19 protein-coding genes are annotated in these 18,116 nt (G+C 38.7%); 7 read left to right on the top strand and 12 right to left on the bottom strand.

What is annotated here, in order from left to right; all coding sequences use genetic code 11:
- The first annotated feature begins 69 nt into the window (after window positions 1-69).
- The 4 genes from AC6I5C_RS04695 (at window position 70) to AC6I5C_RS04680 (ending at window position 2,753) form a co-directional block, all read left to right on the top strand.
- Complete coding sequence (locus tag AC6I5C_RS04695; RefSeq protein ID WP_497904158.1) at window positions 70-639, top strand: DUF4256 domain-containing protein; 570 nt, start codon at window positions 70-72, stop codon at window positions 637-639.
- 128 nt (window positions 640-767) lie between these two features.
- A complete protein-coding gene (locus tag AC6I5C_RS04690; protein ID WP_497904157.1) occupies window positions 768-1,418 on the top strand; it encodes an outer membrane beta-barrel protein in 651 nt (216 codons plus the stop codon).
- 135 nt (window positions 1,419-1,553) lie between these two features.
- Window positions 1,554-2,051 carry a DinB family protein gene (locus tag AC6I5C_RS04685; protein ID WP_497904156.1) on the top strand — a complete coding sequence of 166 codons (498 nt, stop codon included), beginning with the start codon at window positions 1,554-1,556 and terminating at the stop codon, window positions 2,049-2,051.
- An 18-nt stretch (window positions 2,052-2,069) separates the two neighbouring features.
- Complete coding sequence (locus tag AC6I5C_RS04680) at window positions 2,070-2,753, top strand: methyltransferase (RefSeq protein WP_497904155.1); 684 nt, start codon at window positions 2,070-2,072, stop codon at window positions 2,751-2,753.
- Between the two features lie 66 nt (window positions 2,754-2,819).
- On the opposite strand, the gene katG is transcribed toward AC6I5C_RS04680, so the two are convergent.
- Window positions 2,820-5,093, bottom strand: coding sequence for a catalase/peroxidase HPI (gene katG, locus AC6I5C_RS04675; protein ID WP_497904154.1), 2,274 nt, complete (start codon window positions 5,091-5,093; stop codon window positions 2,820-2,822).
- 254 nt (window positions 5,094-5,347) lie between these two features.
- Here katG and AC6I5C_RS04670 point away from each other — a divergent pair, with 254 nt between their 5' ends.
- Window positions 5,348-7,177, top strand: a complete 1,830-nt coding sequence (locus tag AC6I5C_RS04670; protein ID WP_497904153.1) for a DUF885 domain-containing protein — start codon at window positions 5,348-5,350, stop codon at window positions 7,175-7,177.
- Between the two features lie 61 nt (window positions 7,178-7,238).
- Here AC6I5C_RS04670 and AC6I5C_RS04665 read toward each other — a convergent pair whose 3' ends face one another.
- Window positions 7,239-7,835 carry a peroxiredoxin-like family protein gene (locus AC6I5C_RS04665; RefSeq protein ID WP_497904152.1) on the bottom strand — a complete coding sequence of 199 codons (597 nt, stop codon included), beginning with the start codon at window positions 7,833-7,835 and terminating at the stop codon, window positions 7,239-7,241.
- A gap of 155 nt (window positions 7,836-7,990) precedes the next feature.
- On the opposite strand from AC6I5C_RS04665, the gene AC6I5C_RS04660 reads away from it, so the two are divergent.
- Both AC6I5C_RS04660 and AC6I5C_RS04655 read left to right on the top strand, forming a co-directional pair.
- The gene (locus AC6I5C_RS04660) at window positions 7,991-8,803 is read left to right on the top strand and encodes a purine-nucleoside phosphorylase (protein WP_497904151.1); all 813 of its coding nucleotides are present in this window, start codon (window positions 7,991-7,993) and stop codon (window positions 8,801-8,803) included.
- A 139-nt stretch (window positions 8,804-8,942) separates the two neighbouring features.
- Window positions 8,943-9,635 carry an alpha/beta hydrolase gene (locus AC6I5C_RS04655; RefSeq protein WP_497904150.1) on the top strand — a complete coding sequence of 231 codons (693 nt, stop codon included), beginning with the start codon at window positions 8,943-8,945 and terminating at the stop codon, window positions 9,633-9,635.
- Here AC6I5C_RS04655 and AC6I5C_RS04650 read toward each other — a convergent pair.
- The 10 genes from AC6I5C_RS04650 to AC6I5C_RS04605 all read right to left on the bottom strand — a co-directional run bounded on the left by AC6I5C_RS04650 (window position 9,632) and on the right by AC6I5C_RS04605 (window position 18,091).
- Entirely contained in the window at window positions 9,632-10,411 is a 780-nt protein-coding gene (locus AC6I5C_RS04650) for an RMD1 family protein (protein WP_497904149.1), read from the bottom strand. The genes AC6I5C_RS04655 and AC6I5C_RS04650 overlap by 4 nt on opposite strands.
- The gene (locus AC6I5C_RS04645; RefSeq protein WP_497904148.1) at window positions 10,411-10,824 is read right to left on the bottom strand and encodes a VOC family protein; all 414 of its coding nucleotides are present in this window, start codon (window positions 10,822-10,824) and stop codon (window positions 10,411-10,413) included. The genes AC6I5C_RS04650 and AC6I5C_RS04645 overlap by 1 nt, the downstream gene beginning before the upstream one ends.
- Window positions 10,825-11,021: 197 nt before the next feature.
- Entirely contained in the window at window positions 11,022-11,345 is a 324-nt protein-coding gene (locus tag AC6I5C_RS04640; protein WP_053976159.1) for a hypothetical protein, read from the bottom strand.
- Window positions 11,346-11,347: 2 nt separating this feature from the next.
- Window positions 11,348-12,328: a deoxyhypusine synthase family protein gene (locus AC6I5C_RS04635; protein ID WP_053976160.1), complete on the bottom strand. Its 981-nt coding sequence runs from the start codon at window positions 12,326-12,328 to the stop codon at window positions 11,348-11,350.
- Window positions 12,312-13,256 carry an agmatinase gene (speB, locus tag AC6I5C_RS04630; protein ID WP_497904147.1) on the bottom strand — a complete coding sequence of 315 codons (945 nt, stop codon included), beginning with the start codon at window positions 13,254-13,256 and terminating at the stop codon, window positions 12,312-12,314. The genes AC6I5C_RS04635 and speB overlap by 17 nt, the downstream gene beginning before the upstream one ends.
- On the bottom strand, window positions 13,246-14,646 hold the full coding sequence (locus tag AC6I5C_RS04625; RefSeq protein WP_497904146.1) for an arginine decarboxylase: 1,401 nt from the start codon (window positions 14,644-14,646) through the stop codon (window positions 13,246-13,248). The genes speB and AC6I5C_RS04625 overlap by 11 nt, the downstream gene beginning before the upstream one ends.
- A gap of 320 nt (window positions 14,647-14,966) precedes the next feature.
- Complete coding sequence (locus AC6I5C_RS04620) at window positions 14,967-15,806, bottom strand: pseudouridine synthase (protein WP_053976163.1); 840 nt, start codon at window positions 15,804-15,806, stop codon at window positions 14,967-14,969.
- 44 nt (window positions 15,807-15,850) lie between these two features.
- Entirely contained in the window at window positions 15,851-16,765 is a 915-nt protein-coding gene (locus AC6I5C_RS04615; RefSeq protein WP_497904145.1) for a geranylgeranylglycerol-phosphate geranylgeranyltransferase, read from the bottom strand.
- Between the two features lie 12 nt (window positions 16,766-16,777).
- On the bottom strand, window positions 16,778-17,707 hold the full coding sequence (locus AC6I5C_RS04610; RefSeq protein ID WP_497904144.1) for a mevalonate kinase family protein: 930 nt from the start codon (window positions 17,705-17,707) through the stop codon (window positions 16,778-16,780).
- A gap of 36 nt (window positions 17,708-17,743) precedes the next feature.
- Window positions 17,744-18,091, bottom strand: coding sequence for a four helix bundle protein (locus AC6I5C_RS04605; protein ID WP_497904143.1), 348 nt, complete (start codon window positions 18,089-18,091; stop codon window positions 17,744-17,746).
- Window positions 18,092-18,116 lie beyond the last annotated feature (25 nt).

Here is an 18,116-nt window from a genome sequence, read left to right as displayed (position 1 = left end):
TTAGTTCCTCTTAAGTTTAAGGGCAAATATGTATCTTTATGACGCTGCAATTAGAAACAAGAATCCAGGATGACTAACCCACAAATAAAACAGCTATCCACCGAAGCTTCAGAATCCCTATTAAACACCTTGCAACAACGCTTTGAAGCGAATAAGCATCGTCACAACAATTTGGAATGGCAACATATTGCGTCTAAGCTTCAGGACAGCCCTAGCAAGTTGTGGTCTTTGTTTCAAATGGAAGAAACAGGAGGCGAACCAGACGTGATTGATTACGATTCCTCTACAGATACTTACCTGTTTGTAGATTGCGCTCCTGAAAGTCCTAAAGGTAGACGAAGTGCCTGCTTCGACAGGGCTGCCCAAGAGTCGCGCAAAAAGTTCAAACCCGAACACAACGTCCAGGATCTTTCTGCCGACATGGGCATTGAATTGCTCAACGAAACCCAATACCGACACCTACAAACCTTAGGGCATTTTGATGCCAAAACCTCCAGTTGGATAGCCACTCCTGAAAACATCAGAAAGCTAGGTGGCGCCCTCTTTGCCGATTACAGGTATGATACTGTTTTTGTATATCACAATGGTGCCGAAAGCTACTATGCCGCACGTGGTTTTAGGGGCTGCCTTCAAGTTTAGACGGCTATACATTAGTTATTCCCTTCTCTGAAAAGGCTTTCAATGTTAAGAAATAGTCAATAAGTTGTAAAGCGCTTCTGTTGGCACAAACATTGAGAGAAGAAGATTACAATCTTAAAAATTTTATTATGAAAAAAGTATTGATGATCTTCACAGTATTACTCCACGGTGCCATAAGTGCACAAGAAAGTCCGCAGGACAACAACAACTTCCAAATAGACAAAGGTATTTGGAGCATTGAGGGGGATATTTCCTTGTATTTCACAAACAGTGAAAGCTTTCAAAATGACCATATTGAAAATACGGGATTTGGATTTGGCATTGCACCAAAAGTCGGCTATGCCATTAATAACAATTTAATTCTGGGTTTAGGCGTAGGGTATGACCATAGAACATCTGAATCCCAAAGAGATGATTATCCTGAAAGTTCAGAAATGACAATCAACCAATACAGTATATTTCCTTATGTCAAGAAATATTTTCCTTTAGGAAAAAAATTAGCGCTTCACGTTCAGGGAGAAGCAAAATATTTCAAATACATACAAAGCGTCAAAGACAGTCCTACCAGTGACAATGATAGACAAGAGTTGTTCATTGGCTTTAGGCCTGGAGTCAGCTTCCAATTGTCAAACAACTTTTTGATGCACGCAAATATAGGTGCACTTGGATATTCTTCTTACAAAAACACAATAGGTGACCAAGACAGTTCTAAAGGCAGTAGTTTTAGGTTCAACCTAGATTCTAACCAATTATATTTTGGCCTTGTCTGGCTTATCTAAAAAGCGTAAGGAATAAACAATTGTCAAAAATTCAAAACTTAATTTATAGTACAAAGCAACAGAAGCCACTGCAATAATACAGTGGCTTTTTTGTACCTTGTAATTACCATATAGAGCCCATAAAAAACTAAAAAAATGGTGGATATTGAACATTTTATTACCAGTTTGGAGCACACTCCTGCAATTCTCCAAAACTTGTTGAATTATATCCCTACAGACCTGTACAAACTTAGACGTTTAGAAAACAAATGGAGCATTCATGAGCAAGTTTGCCATTTGGTGGAAGCGCAAGCAATCCTGATGGCGCGTTTTAAAAAATTTGAGACAGAAGAACACCCACACATTCAAAGCTACACCCCTGACGCAAAAAGACCTCATGATTATTACCTTCAACAAAACTTGGAAGCAGCCCTCGAAGCATTCCCAAGGCTAAGAAGCCAATTGGTGACAATGCTTAAAGGTTTTAATGATAGCTATTGGCAAAAAAGTGGTACCCACGATGCCTTTACGCCTTACAATACGCAGTTGTTACTTACTCATACCTTGAATGTAGATCATGTTCATTTGTTCAGTATTGAGCAATTAGGATTGACCAAACCAGGCTTGGAAGCCGAAATCATGACACTTCCATAACAAACAAAACAACCCAAAATGATCAAAAGCAGCTACAACTCGATATTTAAAAGGCAGTTCTGGCATTTGGCCTTTCTTTTAGGCCTATTGATGGTTTTATCGCTGCTTTTTAGCAATCTCCCCGAATTAATCGAAGGCCAGCTTTGGGGGATTTCAACAAAAACTTGGAGCCTTTTGGCCATTGCCGTACCCATTGTGCATCAAGTATATGTACTCTTGTGCTGGCGTTTCGAACTATATTTTCAGAGCCTCTCCAAATGGTTTGGTCCCAAAGGGTTTCAACTTTATAAAATTGGCTTTGCAGTTCTTATCCTATTGCGCCCCATAAGCTTGATTCTTTTAGCCATCTCCAATGCCCATACCTTAGATTTACCAAGGTGGCTTTCGCTGGCAGGATCCCTCATCCTGTTTATTCCTGCAGCGTATTTATTTTATTCCGTAAAAACTTATTTTGGAATGGATAGAGCCTTTGGCATTGACCACTTCTACCCCGAGCAATACAAAAACACGCCCATAGTAAGCCAAGGAATTTTTAAATACACCAGCAATGGTATGTATGTTTTTGGTTTCTTTCTACTTTGGATTCCTGGCTTCCTTTGGGAATCGAAGACGGCCTTATGGCTTGCCTTCTTCAATCATTTATACATTTGGGTACATTACTACACTACGGAGAAACCTGATATGGTAAAAATCTATGGTTAAAAACCCGTCTAATAAAAAAAGGCCAACCCTAAGGTCAGCCTCTTTCATTCTAATTAAAGGAACTATTTATTTATAGATCAAATCAAAGCGATCCAACTTCATTACCTTATCCCAAGCTGCCACGAAGTCTTTTACAAACTTAGCTTCAGCATCGGCACTTCCGTATACTTCTGCCAAGGCTCTCAACTCAGAGTTAGAACCAAAGATAAGGTCGGCACGAGTAGCAGTATACTTCAACTCACCAGTAGCTCTGTCCCTTCCTTCGAAGGTTTCTTTGGTGTCGTCGATAGCTTTCCACTCAGTGCTCATATCCAATAGATTTACAAAGAATCCATTGTTTAATTGTTCATTGCTATCAGTGAAAATTCCGTGCTTAGAACCGTCATAGTTAGCACCCATAGCTCTCATTCCACCAACCAATACAGTCATTTCAGGAGCTGTAAGGGTTAACAATTGTGCTTTGTCCACCAACAATTCTTCTGTTGAAATGGTGTATTGCGTTTTCAAGTAGTTACGGAATCCGTCAGCCATTGGCTCCAACAATCCGAAAGATTCTACATCTGTTTGGTCTTGAACGGCATCCATACGTCCAGGTACAAATGGTACGTTTACGCTATGTCCTGCGTTAGCCGCTGCCTTCTCAACTCCTGCTGCTCCAGCCAATACAATTAAATCGGCCATAGATACTTTCTTAGCTCCAGACTTAGCATTGAATTCCGCTTGAATGTTTTCAAGAACTCCCAATACTTTAGCCAATTGCTTAGGGTTGTTTACTTCCCAATCTTTTTGAGGCGCCAATCTAATTCTCGCACCGTTGGCACCACCTCTTCTGTCTGAACCTCTATAGGTAGAAGCAGAAGCCCAAGCAGTCGTTACCATTTCGTTAATCGTCAATCCTGAGCTAAGGATGCTAGCTTTCAAGCTTTCAATATCTTTTTTGTTGATCAATTCGTGGTTAACCGCAGGGATTGGATCTTGCCAAATCAAATCTTCAGTTGGCGCTTCAGGACCTAAATACGTCGTTTTTGGCCCCATATCTCTGTGGGTCAACTTAAACCATGCACGTGCAAAAGCTTCGTTGAATGATTCTGGGTTCTCATAGAATTTTCTAGAAATCTTTTCAAAACTAGGATCCATTCTTAAAGATAAATCGGTAGTGAACATAGTAGGCTTGTGTTTCTTTTCAGAATCGTAAGCATCTGGCACCATCATTTTAGGCTCTCCTTTGGCTACCCATTGGTGACCTCCAGCTGGACTTTTAGTCAATTCCCACTCATTTTCAAACAAGCTGAAGAAGAACATATGACTCCATCTTGTAGGCGTAGCAGTCCACGTTACTTCCAAACCAGAAGTAATGGCATCGGCACCTTTTCCAGACTTATAAGAACTCTTCCATCCAAAACCTTGCTCCTCGATTCCAGCACCTTCTGGATCTGCCCCTACGTGAGATGCAGGTCCTGCTCCGTGTGCTTTACCTAAAGTGTGTCCACCAGCGATAAGCGCTACTGTTTCCTCTTCATTCATTCCCATTCTACCAAACGTAGCGCGAATGTCGTCTGCTGCCAATAATGGATCTGGCACACCGTTAGGTCCTTCTGGGTTTACGTAGATCAATCCCATTTGTACTGCTGCCAAAGGATTTTCTAATTCACGTTCTCCTGAATAACGCTTTTCGTCACTTAACCATTCTTTCTCAGCTCCCCAGTATACATCTATTTCTGGCTCCCACATGTCTTCTCTACCTCCAGCAAAACCAAAAGTTTCAAAGCCCATATCTTCCAAGGCAACGTTTCCGGTCAATACCATTAAATCGGCCCAAGAAATCTTCTTACCATACTTTTGTTTGATTGGCCAAATTAAACGTCTCGCCTTATCCAAGTTAGCGTTGTCTGGCCAGCTGTTAAGCGGTGCAAAACGTTGTTGTCCCGCACGTGATCCTCCACGACCATCGGCAGAACGATAGGTCCCGGCACTATGCCAAGCCATACGGATGAACAATCCTCCATAGTGACCAAAATCTGCTGGCCACCAATCTTGAGACTCTGTCAAAACTTTTCTAATATCTCCTTTAAGAGCGTTATAGTCTAGGCTGTTGAATTCTTTAATGTAATCAAAGTCTTCCGCCATTGGGTTAGACAAGTCAGAATTTTGTCTAAGAATCCCCAAGTTCAATTGATTTGGCCACCAATCGCTGTTGCTGGTTGCCTTCATATTGGAACTACTTTTCTTAGTGGCACCAGAACTGGCATCCACTTGAGCTGTGTGCTCTGAGTTTCCCTGACAGGCAACCATAGTTACACCTATGGCTACCAATAAGGCACGTGTTAGTGTTTTTTTCATATCCTTTATGCTTAGTTAATGAGATTTTACGGTGCAAGAATACTCCATATAACAATGGCTAACACTATAAGTACCATCAATAGTTTTTATTTTACCATCATTAAAATCAATACAGATTCGTCATATTAAATAAGCCCCTTAAGCCCTAATAGTTAGAAAGCCCTTACAAAGGGGGTTTCTTCACGAAATACCTGCTTATTGTAAAAAAAGATTAGTTTTACAACCATCATGATTTTAAAACACATAAGTTATTTATGAAAACTTTACGATTAACCCTTGCTTCCCTAGCCATGATAAGTCTTGCGGGCTGTGGAGAAGACAAAGCGCAAAAAGATAAAACGGAATTCACAGTAGACCTCATTAAAGAGAATTCAGATAAAGCCAATGCCTTTTTTGATAAAAGTTTCGATCTTGGCCTTGATCGCTCCCCAATGGAACAAAGTTATTTGGGCATAAAAAAAGACTACGACAAATGGGATGATATTTCTCCAGAACATTTGGATGAATCTCTGAAAATTGCCAAAACAGAATTGCAATACGCCAAAGATTCTATTGATCCCAAAGCTTTAGATACCCAAACAAAACTGAGCTATAAATTATTTGTTGAAGGCCTGGAGCACAACATTGCAGATTACAAATGGCGGTTTTACAACTATCCTATCAACCAAATGCATGGGATGCACTCAGAAATCCCTTCATTCTTAATCAACATTCACACAGTAGCAGATTCCAGTGATGCGGTTGCCTACATTTCCAGACTGAAAGGGGTTGAACCCTTATTTGACCAATTGATTAAGAATTTGGAAATTCGTGAAACCAATGGCATTGTAACTCCAAAATTTGTATTCCCAAGAGTCATTGAAGACTGTAAAAACATTATCAAAGGAGCCCCTTTTGATGAAGGTGCACCTTCTACCCTTCTTAATGATTTTGAAACCAAAGTAAATGCCTTGAGCATTGCAGACACTAGTAAAGTAGCCTTGATCAAAGATGCAGAAGAGGCTTTAAAAACAAGCGTAAAACCTGGCTATGACAAACTCATCGCATTTTTGCAATCTCAAGCTACCAGAGCTACTACAGATGACGGTTGTTGGAAATTCCCTGAAGGCGAAGCATTTTACCAAAACCGCTTAAAGCGCATTACTACAACCAACTTAACTGCAGAGGAAATCCATGAAATAGGATTGAAAGAAGTGGCTCGTATTCATGGTGAGATGCAAGAAATCATGAAAGAGGTAAACTTTGAAGGCAGCTTACAGGACTTCTTCAAATTTTTAAAAGAAGACGAGCAGTTTCACTATCCAAATACCGAAGAAGGCAAAGCGGAATATATTGCTAAAGCAACGGATATCATCAATACGATGCGCGGACGTTTGGACGACATTTTTATTACCAAACCTAAAGCTGAAATCCAAGTAAAACGTGTAGAAGCCTTCCGTGAAAACTCCGCCGGAAAAGCTTTTTACAATTCTGGAACCCCAGACGGGTCACGTCCTGGAACTTACTATGCCAATTTAGCCAACACCAAAAACATGCCTAAGTTTGAAATGGAGGCCTTAGCGTATCACGAAGGTATTCCTGGGCACCATATGGACAGAAGCATTGCTCAAGAGCTAACCGGGATTCCTAAATTCAGAAAATTTGGAAGCTACACGGCTTATGTTGAAGGTTGGGGACTTTACAGTGAATTCATTCCAAAGGAAATGGGCTTCTATGAAGATCCTTACTCTAACTATGGGCGTTTGGCCATGGAACTTTGGAGAGCCTGTCGCTTGGTTGTAGATACGGGAATCCATGCCAAAAAATGGACTAGACAAGAAGGTATCGATTATTATATGACCAATACTTCTGGTAGTGACCGCGAATGTGTGCGCATGGTAGAGCGCCATATTGTGATGCCAGGGCAGGCTACGGCCTACAAAATAGGCATGCTCAAGATTTTGGAATTGCGCAAGATGGCCAAGGAAAAATTAGGAGATAAGTTCGACCTTAGGGAATTCCATGAAGTGGTATTGACCAATGGAGCCGTTCCTTTAAGCGTGTTGGAAGATTTGGTTAACGAATGGATTACCTCCAAAGAATAATCAAAAAACAATAATCCTAGATAGAAAAGCCGAGATGTAAATGTCTCGGCTTTTTGTATTTTCATTCCTCTTTTAAAGCTTCCAAAACGGCTAGCAATAAGGGTGTACTTAAGCGCACTTTATAATTAGGATTAATATTTTCAAACAGAATATCGCCGGAAGTATTCAACACGAAAACGGAAGGCACAGGCAAAATATTTGTAGCGTCCAATTTGGTTTTATTGGCGATGTACATTTTTGTCATGTCAGGAGTTTTAAAACCAATACCAAGCTCTTGTATTAATTTGGCCTCAGGATCGGCATACACTTGGTAATTCATGGCATGCGTAAAAACTGTCGGCTTCAAATATTTGAAATGATCTGGGCTTATTGCAATTATTTGGTACCCCAAATCCAAAATTTCTTGTTCCGCCTCAGCCAAAGCCCCCAGCTGTGTATTACAGTAAGGACACCAGCCCCCTCTATAAAATACCAGAACAGTTGGCTTTTCCTTTATCAAATTTTGCAGAGACACTTCATCTCCATTAAGATCCAAAACCTTGGCTTTTGGAATGGTTTCTCCAATAAGTAGAGGACTAACATCTTCGGCTTGTTTAGGAATTTGTGACTGAACCATTAAGGTAAAACAACAAAATAGAATGAGTAATTTGGAAGTCATGTGTTATTTCAATTTAGTTTATAGGTGTATTATTACAATTTCCATCTTTGGTCTTGGCAATGACCTACGCCTTACATTTAGCAACAATTTAGCTATTTAATTGTTTGAAATTCGTGGTATAATGGATATTTTTGAAAGTAATAAACGTACTGCACATGATTAACTACATCACTGAAACCGTTGAGTATTTAAAGGAAAAAGGATTTGACGCTCCCGAAGTGGGTATCATCTTAGGAACTGGCTTGGGCGCCTTAGTTGACGATGTCACCATTTTAAAGGAAGTCAGCTATAACCACATCCCTAATTTTCCCACCGCCACGGTTGAATTCCATAAAGGAAAATTGATTTATGGAGAACTGGAAGGCAAAAAAGTAGTGATCATGCAGGGGCGTTTTCACTTTTACGAAGGCTATTCGTTACAAGACGTTACGTACCCGGTGCGCATCATGGAGAAATTGGGCATCCACACCCTTTTAGTTTCTAATGCTTCTGGTGCCATCAATCTTGAATTTAAGAAAGGTGAATTGATGCTTATCACTGACCACATTAACTTGTTGGGCAATTCTCCATTGGCTTTTAAAGGAGTGTCTCAATTAGGAGAACGTTTTGCCGATATGAGCCAACCCTATGATGAAGAATTGAACAATACCCTTAGAGCATTGGCCCAACAGCATCACATTAAATTGAACGAAGGTGTTTATGCCAGTGTATTGGGACCACAATTAGAAACCAAGGCCGAATACCGTATGTTGAAGATTTTAGGAGCCGATGCTGTTGGTATGAGTACCGTTCCTGAAATTATTGTGGCCAACCATTTAAAATTACGTGCGGTGGCTATTTCTGTCTTGACTGATGAAGGTGACCCCGACAATCTACAGCCTGTGAATATTGATGATATAATTGCCACAGCGGCCTTGGCCGAGCCCAATTTAATTGTTCTTACCAAGGCTTTTATAGCTTCACTTTAGTTCTCTTAGATTGAAAATAAATCCAAAGAAAATACTCAGGCGATTTCTACGCATCCTTCTGGGGCTGGCAATATTGTATTTTGTCTCTTTAACCTTTTTATACTTTAAACAAGAGCGTTTTTTCTTCAATCCCAAACTTTTGGACAAGGCCTATGCATTTCAATTCAAACAACCTTTTGAAGAGTTCAACATTGAAGTGGAAGACCATATTTCTTTGAACGCTGTCCTGTTTAAAACCCACAATCCAAAAGGTGTTATTTTGTATCTGCACGGCAATGCCGGAGCTATCCATGATTGGGGAAAACGGGCACCGCTTTACTTAGGTAATGGTTACGACATTCTCTTTGTGGATTATCGAGGCTATGGAAAAAGTGATGGGGAATACACTAACAGCGACCAACTTTTCAACGATGTGCAAAAGGTCTACGACTTTACCAAAACACATTATTCTGAAGATAACATTGTAGTATTGGGCTTTTCTTTGGGCTCTGGCCTAGCGGCTTACCTAGCCGCCAATAACCATCCAAAAATGCTCATCTTAAATGCTCCCTATTACTCTTGGCAAACCTTGATCACGGAAGAAATTGCACCCCCGGTACCTAAGTTTCTATTGAAATATGACATCCCAACCTATCAATTCATCAAGGATATTAAGTGCCCTATTTACATGTTCCATGGCACTAAGGATTTCTTGATTAAGACTGAAACGAATTCTCAAAAATTACAGCAACTCAACCCCAACAATATTGAGTTAACCCTTATACAAGACGCCTCTCATAATAGCATTCACATTTCTAAACAGTACTACGACGCACTAAAAAAGATCCTTTAGAGGATTAATTTGGCGATAAACAAATCGACCACTTCTATTACAATAAGAATGATGATGATCCACTCCAACCTACTGCTTTCATTGTGGTCCATGATATCTTTGAAAAGCTCCAAATTCTCTTTGATGATTTCAATGCGGTCGTGAATAAGGTTATAGCGATCCTTTAAATCGAAGGATTGTTTTAAGTCGTAGTTAAGTTTGTTGAGTTGTTCGTTTTCCCATGTTATTATGGGTGCATCAAAAATATAGAGGTTTTCGGAAATCCTGTTTTTAATGTTCAGTACCTTCCCAATAAAGCGTTTCAATTTGTTACCGGAAATATCCAATTTACCATTGGTCTCCAAATATTGGGTATGCCTATTGGTTTCGATAAGTAATTCTTCGGTAATTTCAGAATAACGGTTTAAAGCCACAGATTGTGAAGCATTGAGCATGACCAACCGAACCATTTCACTATTGATCTCCGGAAGTATTACCTGCTCAAATTCCACCTTCAAAATTCCAGCTTGAATAACCACCTCAACTTCTTCTGAGATTCTATCGTCCATAAAATCCCTACAGAAAGGTTTGATCTTCTCCAAAGCATCTTCAATTTCCTGTGAAGACATATTGAAAAAACTCACCATGCCATATTGGAAAATATAAAAGAATTTCGCTTCCGCCACACGATAGAACAGTTCATCACTGTCTGAAAACAACAGTCGCCAACCCAACCTATTCCTACACTCCCTAATCTGAATAGCCGCGGCTATTTGGTAGGCAATTACAGTATACATTAGTATTTAAAAATTTCGTCTGGATTTGTAAAACATTTAAACTCGACTGTGTAATCATTGGGATCCTTTATGAAAAATGATTGGTGCTCACCTAATTTCCCATAGAGAAAATCTAGTTCGGATTGTAGAAGCACCTCCTTTTGACTTAATTTTTGAAACAACACTTTCCATGATCGGCGATCCAAAATCACTCCAAAATGAAACGAAGGCAATACCTGCCCTCCGAAACTGTAGTTTTTGAAATCAAAATTGAAGGGGCCACTTTTGGTAAAGGTAATTTGGTGCCCAAACAAATCGATATCTACCCAATTCTGGGAAGAACGCCCAGCTTTGGCGCCCAATACGTCTGTATAAAACGCCTTGGTTTTACTAATACTCAAACAGGGCAATGAGAGGTGAAATTGAGTTTCCATAGGCCATTGATTTATATAAATTTAGAGTATTTTTTGACACACAGTACAGTTGCCAACAAAAAATAGACCTTTGAAAACACAAAAAACTTCTCTAAAACTAGAGATAAAAAAAGCTGCCCAAATTGAGCAGCTTCTTCTGTATTTTGAAATATTCCACCTTTTTGAAAGACCTTATTTCACAGATGAATTACGACGTTTTAATCCTCGTCGCTACTCTCGTCTTCTACTGGTAGCTCAGGATCTTGAACAGCTTCTGGATCGTTGCTGTCGTAATCTTCATAATCATCTTCATCATAGTTTTCCATCGTCACGGCAAGTTTGGTGCTTACTTTCACCAAGTACTTGGTATCCTCTGTTGACACCTCCACACATTCTACCCATTCATTTTTGGCATTCTTGAAAGATATAATTTGGTCGTCATCATATCCATCAGGATACTTTTGTACCAAAAGGGACAAAATTTCAGGGGTTAGCTTTTTAAAGTCAACTATTACACGTTTTCTATTGTCTTTCTTATTCATAATTACATGTCTAATAAATAGGCAAAAATTAGAGGTGCAACGATGGTTGCATCACTTTCTATTATATATTTTGGTGTATCAATATCTAATTTACCCCAAGTTATTTTCTCATTAGGAACGGCGCCTGAATAAGATCCATAACTGGTGGTTGAATCACTAATTTGGCAGAAATAACTCCAGAACGGGGTGTCTGTTCTTTCCATATCCTGGTACAGCATCGGTACCACACAAATAGGGAAATCTCCAGCGATACCTCCTCCAATTTGGAAGAACCCAATTCCGTTTTCAGAATTCTCTGTATACCAATCGGCCAAGAAGGTCATGTATTCAATTCCAGACTTCATTGTACTGGCTTTCAACTCACCTTTAAGAACATAGCTTGCAAAGATATTACCCATGGTACTGTCTTCCCAACCTGGTACAATAATAGGTAAATTCTTTTCGGCGGCCGCATACATCCAAGAATCTTTTAGGTCGATTTCGTAGTATTCTTCCAAGACTCCAGACAACAGCATTTTATACATAAATTCGTGAGGAAAATAACGTTCGCCATTGTCTTCCGCATCTTTCCAAATTTTATGAATATGCTTTTGAAGACGTCTGAACGCTTCTTCTTCTGGGATACAAGTATCGGTTACCCTATTCAATCCTTGCTCCAATAAATCCCATTCTTCCTGAGGCGTCAAATCTCTGTAATTTGGTACTCTTTTATAGTGGGAATGTGCCACTAAATTCATGATATCCTCTTCCAAATTGGCTCCTGTACAAGAAATAATCTGTACTTTATCTTGGCGAATCATTTCGGCAAATATCTTACCTAATTCTGCCGTACTCATGGCTCCAGCCAAGGACACCAACATTTTGGCTCCCTTGTTTAATTGTTCTTCATAACCCTTTGCAGCATCTACAAGAGCAGCCGCATTGAAATGTAAATAGTACTTTTCAATGAACTGTGAAATATGTCCTTTAGTTGTCGTCGTCATTATCACTAAATTTAGAAAATTTATTTATACCTAAACTATTCTCGTTAAAATTATTATCAAAATCTTCATCAGCCTCACTTCCTAAGAATTTATAAGACAGCATTTTATAATACAAGGTTGCACTTAAAAAGTCCGAAGCTTTGCTATTTTCATTTGGACAAAGCCCTACTATATTAAAACCAACCACGTTGCGCTCTTCAAACACCTGTTTCAAGAATTCCAAGGTTTCATACCAAAACAAGCCTCCTGGTTGTGGTTTGCCTACTCTTGGCATGATGGAAACGTCTAAAGCATCCAAATCGAAAGAAATGAATACATTATCAGTTAACTGATCGACAACGTTGTCCATCCAGGCATCGTCTACAGCCATTTCGTGCGCAAAGTAGATTTTTTCTTCATCCATTACGGAAGTTTCCTTGATATCCATAGAACGAATACCAACCTGAATCAAATTTGTAGTTTGACTCGCTTCGTACATGGCACAAGCCTGATTGAATTTGGAACCATTGTATGACTTACGCAAAGAGGCATGGGCATCGATATGCAAAACCGTAAGGTTATCGAAAAGCTCGTTGAAAGCTCTAACACTTCCAATGGAAACGGAATGCTCCCCTCCGAACAAAGTTACAAATTTATTGCGCTTAATATACTTTTTTGTGGTTTCATGAACAGCCTCTACCACGGCTTCCGGAGAAGCGTTTTCTGTTACTGGATTTGAAAGATAAATTCCTTGTTTGTATACTTCGGTATCGGTTTCTATGTCATAAAGCTCCATATGTTCCGAAGCATTCAAAAAGGCTTCAGGGCCTTTGTCTGCACCTATTTTCCCAGTACTTGCACCCTCATAAGGCACAGGGATCAACACAATTTTTGAACTGTCTAACTTGGAATATTCCTCAGAAATCCCAGCATAAGATTTATTGCTCATGGTAACCTAAAATTTTAAGTAAGTCTTCACTTTTTTGTTGTTCACTAAATAATTTTGTTGTGATGTTGCCATCTTCGTCTTTGTCTATTAATATATGTTTTGGCGAAGGGATCAAACAGTGTTGCAAACCTCCAAATCCGCCAATAGTTTCTTGATAGGCCCCTGTGTTAAAGAACCCTATATACAACGGTTTATCTTTATTGTACTTAGGCAGATAAATCGCATTCATGTGCTGTTCGCTATTGTAATAATCGTCGCTATCGCAGGTCAAACCCCCAAGCAATACGCGCTCATACGTATCGTTCCATCTATTTACTGGCAGCATCACAAAACGCTTATTGATGGCCCAGGTATCTGGTAAGGTCGTGATGAACGAAGAGTTGATCATGTTCCATTTTTCACGATCGTTTTGTTGTTTTTGATACAACACTTCGTAAATGGCACCTCCACTTTCACCAACGGTAAAGCTTCCAAATTCAGTAAATATATTAGGAACGTCTACTTCTTCTTCTTGACAGAATAAGTTGATTTGGTTAACGATTTCATCAACCATGTATTCGTAATCAAACTCAAATCCCAATGAATTTTTAATTGGGAAACCGCCACCAATGTTCAAACTGTCTAAGGTTGGACAAATTCTTTTCAAGCTTACATATACTTTCAAACATTTGGCAAGCTCGTTCCAATAGTAGGCATTGTCGCGGATTCCTGTGTTGATGAAGAAATGCAACATTTTTAGTTCTACCTTCTTGTTGTCCTTAATCTGCTTGTTGTAAAAAGGCACTATATTTTTGTAGCCAATCCCTAATCTAGAAGTATAAAACTCAAATTTTGGCTCCTCCTCAGAAGCAATGCGTATTCCAACTTTATACTTCCCTTTGATTTCTTGGGAAAGCAAATCCAATTCCTCATAATTATCGATAATTGGAATACAGTTTTTGTGACCTTCATTGATCAATCTTGCAATATTGGTAATGTATTGCGCTCGTTTAAATCCATTACTGATCACATAGGTCTTATTGGTAATTTTCCCTTCCTTTTTTAGGGACTCCACAATATCAATATCAAATGCCGAAGAGGTTTCAATATGAATATCATTCTTCAAAGCCTCGTTCAACACATGTTTAAAGTGCGAACTCTTGGTACAGTAACAATAGTTGTACTTGCCTTTGTAATCATGCTTTTTAATAGCAGCAGCAAACCACTGTTTGGCCTTGTTGATATTATTTGAAATTTGCGGTAAATAGGTGAATTTCAATGGAGCACCATAGGCCTCCACCAACTTCATTAAATCTATATCGTGAAACTGCAGGTTGCTTCCTTCCAGTTTAAATTCTTCTTGCGGAAAATAAAAGGACTGATTGATTAAATCAATATATTTTGTATTCATTTTTTATTTTAAAGTTTAAAGGTGTGAATTATGGTCTAATTCAATATTAAATTAAGAATAAAAAAAGAATATCAAAGCTGTAATTGAGCTTCGGTTGTAGGAATAAAGCCATAACAATGTTGGCTCACCAGAGGGTTTCGGGCGGAAGTTAGCTTTAAAATTCGGATACTCATCTTATGAGTTACTTTTGAATATGACTTCCTAATTTTCAAAAGCCCGAACATAAAAACAGTACTCATTTGTTCAGCTATAAGAAGTACAAATGAAATATAAAATTTTGAATTAAAACCCTTTTTTTAGAAAAAATTCTAAATTTTTAACTACATCATTTTCAGAAGATTAACCTCCTGTTCCGAAAGATGTTTCCAATGTCCTCTAGGAAGATCCTTTTTGGTAAGATGCGCAATGGCCACACAGTCAATTTTAATAATATCGTAGCCCAAATGATCAAAAATTGTTCGGATGATGGTATTACCTGTGTTCTTGATTTTTAGGCCTATTTGGTTCTTGCTTTGCCCTTCGATATAGCTTACTTCCTCAACGGCTACAAGCTTATCATCAATCTTAAGGCCTTCTTGAATTTTTTTCAAATCTTCGAACTTCAAATTCTTGTCCAAATCGATTTGAAACAACCTTGACACCCCATTTTTGGAATTGGTAAATTTCTTTACAACAGACTCATCGTTGGTAAACAACAACAGCCCTGTAGAGTTGCGTCCCAAACGTCCAATAGGTTTCACACGTGAAGAAGTAGCGTTGGCCACCAAATCCATTACGGTCATTCCTTTGGAGTTACTTGTAGTAGTAGCAAACCCCTTAGGCTTGTTCAAAAGTACGTAGGCTTTTTTCTCTGGATTTATGCGAGCGCCATCAAAGCGTACCTCATCCTCCAATTTCACTTTATAGCCCATTTCTGTAACCACTTTGCCATTAACAGTCACCAATCCCATGGCAATGTTCATATCGGCATCGCGTCTAGAACATATCCCTGAATTGGCAATATATTTATTGAGCCTAATCTCATCTGGATTGGAAACAGTGTTTGGTTTGGATTGCTGCTTTATTGGTGCATTACCTCTTGCATAGCTCTTTTTGTGGCTAGTTCTTCCACCTCTTCCTGAAGGTCCACCCTTTTTATCACTCCCCTGTTTTCTGCTCATGGTTACTAAATTTTACTTTGCAAAGATAGACGATAATTGTTTGCTTAAACAATTAAAGTGATTTTATCCAAAACCAAGGAAATATCAATAAGAGGAATGCTTACAACTCCCGCTAATATGATAACCTTCAAAATGTTATGCAAAATCAAATATTGCAATTTGGAATGCGAGCGCCATAACAATAATTGAAAGATCATAAGCAGTGCCAAACTGAAATAAAAAAAGTAGCTCATTTTACCTATTTGAAACTTATAGATAAGCAATAATGCAGGCACCAAAGTCAAGATTCCCAAGACCGTTAACATGAGTTTGGAAGCCTTTTCACCATACACGATAGGGATAGTATGATAGTTTTGTGCCAAATCGCCTTTAATGTTCTCCAAGTCCTTTGTAAGTTCCCTCATGGATATGATCAAAAATAAAAACATGGCGTGGACAAAGATAACATGCTCAAAGTTTTTATAATAAATGAAAATCACGAAAAAAGGTGTAATGGTAAGTACAGCCGACGTTAAATTCCCAATAAAAGGCAACCGTTTCAGCTTATGTGAATACAGCCAAATACCAAAAATATACACTGAAAAGAACAGTACTGCCTTAAACGATACATAGCTCGCCAAAATCACCGCTATAAAATTTAGCACAAAGTAAAATGAAAGTTTCGTGTTTTGACTCACCAACTTATCCAACATAGATTTTTGCGGACGGTTGATCAAATCCTTCTCAGAATCATAGAAGTTATTGATAATATAACCTCCAGCAATCACCGCCGCCGAAGCCAATACCAACATCAACAAATTCACATCGAAAATCACCTCCTTGACAGATTTGTCGTGGGCCAGAATGTATATAGAAGCCAAGTACTGGGCTACAACCATCATCAAGATATTGTAACCTCTAACCACAGAAAACATGCTAAAAAACTTTAGCAGGATATGTTTTTGTTTTCTGGATAGCATTCAGGGCTCTGTTTAAAAGTTATAAACAACCTCCAGCTTATGTCCCTTAAGTGCCTGTTTAGCCTTCTCTAAGTCTTCCGTAAATCCAAGAATGTAGCCTCCGCCACCAGAACCACATAATTTCAAGTAGTAATCGTTGGTTTCAATCCCTTGCTTCCAAAGGTCGTGGAATTGTTTTGGGATCATAGGTTTAAAATGATGCAAAACCACTTTAGACAATTGCTTGGTGTTTTTGAACAAAGATTTAAAATCACCTTTCAAGAAATCCTCAACACAAGCATCGGTATGTTTAATAAACTGATCTTTAATCATGTTCCTGAACCCTTCCTGCTTCATGCTTTCCATGAAAATATGAACCATAGGAGCAGTTTCACCAATAATACCGCTATCCAATAAAAACACAGCGCCTTTTCCATCGGTTTTCTGTGACGGAATTCCGGTAGCTTCAATATTGTCTTTGGAATTGATAAGAATTGGCAAACTCAAATAACTGTTTAAAGGATCAAGCCCAGAAGATTTTCCATGGAAAAAGGATTCCATTTCAGAAAAAATAAGTTTCAGCTTTAAGAGTTTTTCTCTGGTTAAATTTTCAAGAACCGTAATTTTATCTTGGGCATACTTATCGTAGATGGCCGCTACCAAAGCGCCACTACTCCCTACTCCATAGCCCTGAGGAATGGAAGAGTCAAAATACATCCCGGCATCAATATCCTTTTTCAAAGTTTCCAAATCAAAGGTCACCAAACTGGAAGCCATCTGCTCCAAGAAAGCTGAGAAATTACGTAGATTTTGATTGGATTTTTTAGAAGCTTCGGTAGGAACATCGGCCACTTTAAGAGCTCCGTTGTAAAAGTTATAAGGTATTGATAATCCCTTGGAATCCTTGATGATTCCATATTCCCCGAAGAGTAATATTTTAGAGTAAAATAGAGGTCCTTTCATTCGTTTAATGAAAAATTATTAATGCAAAGTTAATAATTAAAGTTTAGATGATTTTACTATACTCACCAACAACCTTAACAGTTCCTGAGATTTAAGCTTAAATTTATCAAATTCTTTTGAATCTAAATAATTTGTGGCGTGTAATAAATCCAACCAATAATCGGTTTCATTGGCTTCTTTCAAGCTAATCGACATTTTATTGGTGAAATCTGGCTTACTTTGAGCAAATTCGGCCTCCCGCACATTCGCCCCTATAGATGTTGCCGACTTTAAAAGTTGCCTTGACATAACAAATTCCTTTTTCTCAGTTGTCAATTCTTGATACAGATTCACTATTTCAACAGCAAAGTCGAAGCTTTTCTCTTTGATAGGGTTGGGTTTCATATGGAATAATATTAAGTCTTAAACT

This window comes from Mangrovimonas sp. sgz306409 (assembly GCF_059735265.1).
This window is presented reverse-complemented; position numbering and strand designations above follow the sequence as displayed.